Origin of the sequence: Kitasatospora sp. NPDC056800, assembly GCF_042789775.1 — a bacterium.
GTDB lineage: Bacteria > Actinomycetota > Actinomycetes > Streptomycetales > Streptomycetaceae > Kitasatospora.
Genome location: NZ_JBHUAL010000057.1, coordinates 34,997 through 41,899 on the forward strand (window position 1 = coordinate 34,997; position 6,903 = coordinate 41,899).

6 protein-coding genes are annotated in these 6,903 nt (G+C 72.5%); 1 reads left to right on the plus strand and 5 read right to left on the minus strand.

The annotated features are described in order from the left end of the window. Nucleotides 1–64: 64 nt before the first annotated feature. The 4 genes from ACFRQN_RS15555 to ACFRQN_RS15570 all read right to left on the minus strand — a co-directional run bounded on the left by ACFRQN_RS15555 (nucleotide 65) and on the right by ACFRQN_RS15570 (nucleotide 4,797). Nucleotides 65–1,192: a GuaB3 family IMP dehydrogenase-related protein gene (locus ACFRQN_RS15555; protein ID WP_049654353.1), complete on the minus strand. Its 1,128-nt coding sequence runs from the start codon at nucleotides 1,190–1,192 to the stop codon at nucleotides 65–67. Nucleotides 1,193–1,352: 160 nt separating this feature from the next. Then, the gene (gene guaB / locus ACFRQN_RS15560) at nucleotides 1,353–2,855 is read right to left on the minus strand and encodes an IMP dehydrogenase (RefSeq protein WP_074003944.1); all 1,503 of its coding nucleotides are present in this window, start codon (nucleotides 2,853–2,855) and stop codon (nucleotides 1,353–1,355) included. Nucleotides 2,856–3,133: 278 nt separating this feature from the next. Next, entirely contained in the window at nucleotides 3,134–3,850 is a 717-nt protein-coding gene (gene shbA / locus ACFRQN_RS15565; protein WP_074003945.1) for an RNA polymerase sigma factor ShbA, read from the minus strand. A gap of 335 nt (nucleotides 3,851–4,185) precedes the next feature. Next, complete coding sequence (locus ACFRQN_RS15570; RefSeq protein WP_014136228.1) at nucleotides 4,186–4,797, minus strand: response regulator transcription factor; 612 nt, start codon at nucleotides 4,795–4,797, stop codon at nucleotides 4,186–4,188. A 563-nt stretch (nucleotides 4,798–5,360) separates the two neighbouring features. On the opposite strand from ACFRQN_RS15570, the gene ACFRQN_RS15575 reads away from it, so the two are divergent. Continuing rightward, complete coding sequence (locus ACFRQN_RS15575; protein ID WP_049654358.1) at nucleotides 5,361–5,687, plus strand: WhiB family transcriptional regulator; 327 nt, start codon at nucleotides 5,361–5,363, stop codon at nucleotides 5,685–5,687. Nucleotides 5,688–5,786: 99 nt separating this feature from the next. Here the strand turns inward: ACFRQN_RS15575 and ACFRQN_RS15580 are convergent, their stop codons facing one another. Beyond that, nucleotides 5,787–6,785, minus strand: a complete 999-nt coding sequence (locus ACFRQN_RS15580) for a LysR family transcriptional regulator (protein WP_375877209.1) — start codon at nucleotides 6,783–6,785, stop codon at nucleotides 5,787–5,789. Between the last annotated feature and the right edge of the window lie 118 nt (nucleotides 6,786–6,903).

Consider the following 6,903-nt stretch of genomic DNA (forward strand, 5'->3'; position numbering starts at 1 on the left):
AAAGGAGAAGGCCCCCGCCGTCACCCGGCAGGGGCCCCTCGATCAGGTCAGGTCAGGTCAGGACTCAGCGGTGGTCGAGCGCCGGGTTGACGGTGACCTCGACCCGCTGGAACTCCTTGAGCTCCGTGTAGCCCGTGGTGGCCATCGCCCGACGCAGCGCGCCGAACAGGTTCATGGTCCCGTCCGGCGTGTGCGAGGGCCCGGTCAGGATCTCCTCGGTGGTGCCGACGGTCCCGAGGTCCACGCGCTTGCCGCGCGGCAGCTCCTCGTGGACGGCCTCCATCCCCCAGTGGATCCCCTTGCCCGGGGCGTCCGTCGCCCGCGCCAGCGCGGCACCGATCATGACCGCGTCCGCGCCGCAGGCCACGGCCTTCGGGATGTCCCCGCTGTAGCCGACGCCGCCGTCCGCGATCACGTGCACGTAGCGGCCACCGGACTCGTCCATGTAGTCGCGACGGGCGGCCGCCACGTCGGCCACGGCGGTGGCCATCGGCACCTGGATGCCCAGGACGTTCCGCGTGGTGTGGGCGGCGCCGCCGCCGAAGCCGACCAGCACACCGGCGGCACCGGTCCGCATCAGGTGCAGGGCCGCGGTGTACGTGGCGCAGCCGCCGACGATCACCGGGACGTCCAGCTCGTAGATGAACTGCTTGAGGTTGAGCGGCTCGGCGGCGCTGGAGACGTGCTCGGCCGAGACGGTGGTGCCGCGGATGACGAAGACGTCGACGCCGGCGTCCACCACGGCCTTGGAGAACTCGGCGGTGCGCTGCGGCGAGAGCGCGGCGGCGGTGACCACGCCGGAGTCGCGGACCTCCTGGATCCGCTGCTTGATCAGCTCGGCGCGGATCGGCGCGGCGTAGATCTCCTGGAGCCGGCGGGTCGCGGTGGACTCGTCGGTGATCGCGGCGATCTCGTCCAGCAGCGGCTGCGGGTCCTCGTAGCGGGTCCACAGGCCTTCGAGGTTCAGCACGCCCAGACCGCCGAGGCGGCCGATCTGGATGGCCTGCTGCGGCGAGACCACGCTGTCCATCGGGGCGGCCAGGAACGGCAGCTCGAAGCGGTAGGCGTCGATCTGCCAGGCGATCGAGACCTCCTTCGGGTCCCGGGTCCGGCGGCTGGGGACGACGGCGATGTCGTCGAAGGCGTACGCCCGTCGGCCGCGCTTGCCTCGCCCGATCTCGATCTCAGTCACTTCGAGCCCTTCTGCTTTGTTGCTCATGCCCGCCGGGTCACCCCGGCCGCCCCCCAGTATCCCGTACTGCCGCTGGTCCCGCCCCGACGGCCCGCGCCCGGGCGCACCGGCAGGGGCCCGCCGCCGCGGTGCGGCAGCGGGCCCCTCGGTGGCCGGTGGCTCAGCGGGCCGAGTAGTTCGGCGCCTCGACGGTCATCTGGATGTCGTGCGGGTGGCTCTCCTTGAGGCCCGCCGAGGTGATCCGGACGAAGCGGCCCTTGCTCTCCATCTCGGCGACGGTGCCGGCGCCGACGTAGCCCATGGTCTGGCGCAGGCCGCCGACCAGCTGGTGCAGCACGGCCGACAGCGGGCCGCGGTAGGGCACCTGGCCCTCGATGCCCTCGGGGACGAGCTTGTCGTCCGAGGCCACCTCGGCCTGGAAGTAGCGGTCCTTGGAGTACGAGCGGCCCTGGCCGCGGGACTGCATGGCGCCCAGCGAGCCCATGCCGCGGTAGGACTTGAACTGCTTGCCGTTGATGAACATCAGCTCGCCCGGGGACTCCTCGCAGCCGGCCAGCAGCGAGCCGAGCATCACGGTGTCGGCACCGGCGGCCAGCGCCTTGCCGATGTCGCCCGAGTACTGCAGGCCGCCGTCGCCGATGACCGGCACGCCGGCCGCCAGGCAGGCCTGGGCGGCCTCGTAGATGGCGGTGACCTGCGGGACGCCGATGCCGGCGACCACGCGGGTGGTGCAGATGGAGCCGGGGCCGACGCCGACCTTGACGCCGTCCACGCCGGCGTCGATCAGCGCCTGGGCGCCGTCCCGGGTGGCCACGTTGCCGCCGACCACGTCGATCCCGACGGCCGACTTGATCTTCGCGATCCAGGCCAGCGCGTTGTGGCTGTGGCCGTGCGAGGTGTCCACCACCAGGAAGTCCGCACCGGCCTCGACCAGGGCCTGGGCCCGGTCGAACGCCTCGGCGCTGGCACCGACGGCGGCGCCGACCAGCAGCCGGCCCTCGGCGTCCTTGGCGGCGTTCGGGTACTGCTCGGCCTTGACGAAGTCCTTGACGGTGATCAGGCCCTTGATCCGGCCCTCGTCGTCGACCAGCGGCAGCTTCTCGATCTTGTGGCGGCGCAGCAGGGCCATGGCGTCCACGCCGGAGATGCCGACCTTGCCGGTGATCAGCGGCATCGGGGTCATGATCTCGCGGACCTGGCGGGTGCGGTCCGACTCGAAGGCCATGTCGCGGTTGGTGACGATGCCGAGCAGCTTGCCCGCCTCGTCGGCGATCGGCACGCCGGAGATGCGGAACTTGGCGCACAGCGCGTCGGCCTCGCCCAGGGTGGTCTCCGGGCCGACCGTGATCGGGTCGGTGACCATGCCGGACTCGGACCGCTTCACCAGGTCGACCTGGTTGGCCTGGTCCTCGACCGAGAGGTTGCGGTGCAGCACGCCGACGCCGCCCTGGCGGGCCATCGCGATGGCCATGCGCGACTCGGTGACCTTGTCCATCGCCGCGGACAGCAGCGGGATGTTGACGCGCACGTTCCGGGAGACCCGGGAGGAGGTGTCCACCTGGTTCGGCAGCACCTCGGAGGCCCCGGGCAGCAGCAGGACGTCGTCGTACGTGAGCCCGAGCATGGCGAACTTCTCGGGTACGCCTGCGGCGTTGTAAGACATTTGGGGGGTACCTTCCGTGGCCGGCCTAATCCGCTCACGCCCTGAGGGTGGGGGCGCATTCATCGCTCACTCGCGCAGACCGCCGAAGCCGGGTACGAATAGGAGGATCCTCCAAGGGGACCCCGCGCGCACCCGTCAAACTTTGGCAACCCGCCCAGGCGCCGATACCCCATGGTACTGGCACCGCGAATGTGTCCTCGTGTGCCCTTGACAACAACCCCGCCCCGTGGATCATTCCGCCCGCAACCGGCGGAAACGGCACGCAACGGGAGGAGTGGTCAGGAGGACTCCTCCGCGAGCGCCCGCAGCCGGCTGAGCGCCCGGTGCTGGGCCACCCGGACGGCACCCGGTGACATCCCGAGCACCTCGCCGGTCTCCTCCGCCGACAGCCCGGCGGCCACCCGCAGCAGCACCAGCTCGCGCTGACGGGCCGGCAGGTTGGAGAGCAGCTCCTTCGCCCAGGCCGCGTCGCTGCTCAGCAGCGCCTGCTCCTCCGGGCCGAGCGCCTCGTCCGGCACCTCCGGCAGGTCGTCCTGCGGCACGACGGTCGAGCCGGGCCCGCGCATCGCGGCCCGCTGGAGATCGGCGATCTTGTGCGCGGCGATCCCGTACACGAAGGCCTCGAACGGGCGCCCCTGGTCCTTGTACCGGGGCAGTGCGCAGAGCACCGCCACGCAGACCTCCTGCGCGACGTCGTCCACGTGGTGGCGGGCCCCGCCGGGCAGCCGGACCAGCTTGGCGCGGCAGTACCGCAGCGCCAGCGGGTGGACGTAGGCGAGCAGCGCGTCGATCGCCGGGTTCTCGCCGCGCACCGCGGCCGCGACCAGTTCGCCCACCAGCGGCGAGCCGCCCGTGCCGAGCACCGGCCGGCGGCCCGGCCCGGTCCCACCGGCGGAACCGCCGGGTTCGGCGTACGACGGACCGTGGCCCGGACCGGAGGGCTCGGCCTCCACCGGGTCCGCCTGGCCGGTCGCACCGGCGACGTCGTCGCGCATCGGTCCATGGTGCCTGGTCGAGCGGGAAAACGCGGCACCGCGTCCGGAGTTGTGCACCGGAACGTTATGCGCTGCGGCACCGTCCGGCGTCCCGCGCACCACCGGCCCCTCCTGCACCGTGCCGCCTCCCGCCCCGCCGCCGTCGGCGGTCCCGTCCGTCGCGCCGTCCGCCGAGTGTCCTGCGGCTGCGTGGTTCGCCGCAGTGCCTGTCCGCTGGTCCCCGAGGTGCTCCACTCCTCCATGGTGCAACCTCGGGACCGTAACGTCACACGCCCGTGCGGCGCCCGCTCCGGGAACCTCCGGCGGCACGCCGCAACCGGCGGCGCCGCCGGTGGTCAGCGGACCAGGCCCCAGCGGAAGCCCAGCGCCACCGCGTGCGCCCGGTCGGAGGCCCCGAGCTTCTTGAACAGCCGTCGGGCGTGGGTCTTCACGGTGTCCTCGGAGAGGAACAGCTCGCGGCCGATCTCGGCGTTGCTGCGGCCGTGGCTCATGCCCTCCAGCACCTGGATCTCACGCGCCGTCAGGGTGGGCGCCGCGCCCATGTCGGGGCTGCGCAGCCGGCGGGGGGCGAGCCGCCAGGTCGGGTCGGCGAGGGCCTGGGTGACGGTGGCCCGCAGCTCGGCGCGCGAGGCGTCCTTGTGCAGGTACCCGCGGGCGCCCGCGGCCACCGCGAGCGCGACCCCGTCGAGGTCCTCGGCGACGGTGAGCATGATGATCCGCGCGCCCGGGTCGGCGGACAGCAGCCGCCGGACCGTCTCGACCCCGCCGAGGCCGGGCATCCGGACGTCCATCAGAACGAGATCGGAGCGGTCGGCCACCCAGCGGCGGAGGACCTCCTCCCCGTTCGTCGCGGTGGTGACCCGGTCCACACCGGGTACGGTCGCGACCGCGCGGCGAAGCGCCTCGCGGGCGAGCGGGGAATCGTCGCAAACGAGAACGGAAGTCATGACCGTCGTCCTCCGCAGCTGATCCGCGTCACGTTGAGCCTCCTGGCTGGTACGAACCTCTACGACACGGCCGATCGGCGACGGACTCCGCGGTGATCGCCCCAACCTGCCCGCGATCGTTCCCGACGTCCGGCGCCCGCTAACCGCCTCCGCACTTCCAACGACCGTCACTCGAATGAGTTACGGCCTTCGGGGCCATCTCCACCACTGTACGTGGCCAACCCATTACCGATCAGCCGCATCGCGGTGCACACGCCGCTCTTTTGCGCAGCTCGCGCGCGGTCGGCGTACGACCCGCACATCGATTCGGCACCCCGCGCGCCCGTCGACCACCCGATTGCCACGTCCGCGCCCGCTGGAGCCCCTTGCCCACTATGCCCGTTTTTATAGCTTTCGTATGGTCATTGACTGTTGTGCCAGTGTGTGGGTGACTTGTCCATGGAGTTGCCTTAAGTCATATTTCCAGGTGTCCACACCAGTGCATCGAAGCCCCGCCGCACCGCTCGGCAGCAGCCCCGCCGAACGCCCGGCCGACGGCCGACAGCCTCTGAAGGGAATGAGCCATGGCAGATTTCTCCCGCCTCCCCGGTCCCAACGCGGACCTCTGGGACTGGCAGCTCTCCGCAGCCTGCCGTGGCGTGGACAGCTCGCTCTTCTTCCACCCCGAGGGCGAGCGCGGGGCCGCGCGCAGTTCTCGCGAGGCCAGCGCCAAGGAGGTCTGCATGCGCTGCCCGGTGATCGCCGAGTGCGCGGCGCACGCGCTGGCGGTCCGCGAGCCGTACGGCGTGTGGGGCGGGATGACCGAGGACGAACGCGAGGAGATGCTGGGGCGCTCGCGGCACCGACTGGTCGAGGTTCCGCTGGCCCCGCCGGCGGTCGCCCAGCGGTAGACCCGTCTCCTTGAGCGCCGTGAAGAAACGTTTCTTCGCGGCGCTTCAGTCTTCTGGCTCACCGTACGTACCGGACCCCGGCAGCCCCGTCACCCACCGTCAGCGGTCGGCGGCCGCCCCCGCCAGCCGCTCCAGCATCAGCGCCACGGCCGGCACCTCGGCCAGGTCCGGGAGGGTCAGCGCGACCACCTGGCGCACCGCGGGCGCCCCGGAGGCCGTCCGCACCGGCACCGTCGACACGCCGTCAGGACGCACCGACCGCAGCGCCAGCCGGGGCAGCACCGCCACCCCGAGACCGGCCGCCACCAGGCCGACCACCGCCGGGTAGTCGTCCGTCGCGAAGTCGATCCGCGGCTCGAAGCCCGCCCCGGTGCACAGCTCCACCAGGTGCCCCCGGCACTGCGGGCAGCCGGCGATCCACTGCTCCTCCGCCAGCTCGGCCAGCCCCACCGCCCCGCCCCGCCCGGCCAGCGGGTGGGCGGCCGGCAGCACGCCCACCAGCGGGTCGTCCAGCAGCGGGGTGACCACCAGGTCGGACCAGTCGGTCCCGGCGGTCAGCTGCTGCGCCTCCAGGTTGGCCTCGGCCCGGGCCTCGCGCGGCGTGCCGTGGGCGGGCGCCGGGAGCGCGACGGCGCCGTCGGACTGCGGGTAGCGGAAGGCCAGCGCGATCTCGCACTCGCCGCCGCGCAGCATCGCCAGCGACTCCGGCGGCTCGGCCTCGACCAGCGACACGCGCACCCCCGGATGGCTGTCCCGCAGGCGGGCGACCGCGGGCGGCACCAGGGTGGAGCTCGCGGTCGGGAAGGAGACCAGCCGCACCCGTCCGGCCCGCAGCCCGGCGATCGCGGCCACCTCCTCCTCGGCGGCGGAGAGCCCGGCCAGGATTCCGGTGGCATGCTTGAGCAGGACCCGGCCGGCCTCGCTGAGCTGCATCCCGCGGCCCGAGCGGACCACCAGCGGGGTGTCCACCGACTTCTCCAGGGCCTTCATCTGCTGACTGATGGCGGGCTGCGTACACCCCAGCTCGCGGGCGGCGGCGGAGAAGGAGCCGGTGCGGGCGACGGCACGCAGAACGCGCAGATGGCGGGCCTCGATCATGCCTTAGTTATAAGGCAATCTTTGCATTCTGCAAAATTCTGCTGATAGTTGAAGCCTCAAGCGGAACCTCGGACGGAACGCCGGAGGCCCGGTCCGCTCCCCCCGGGGGGAGCGGACC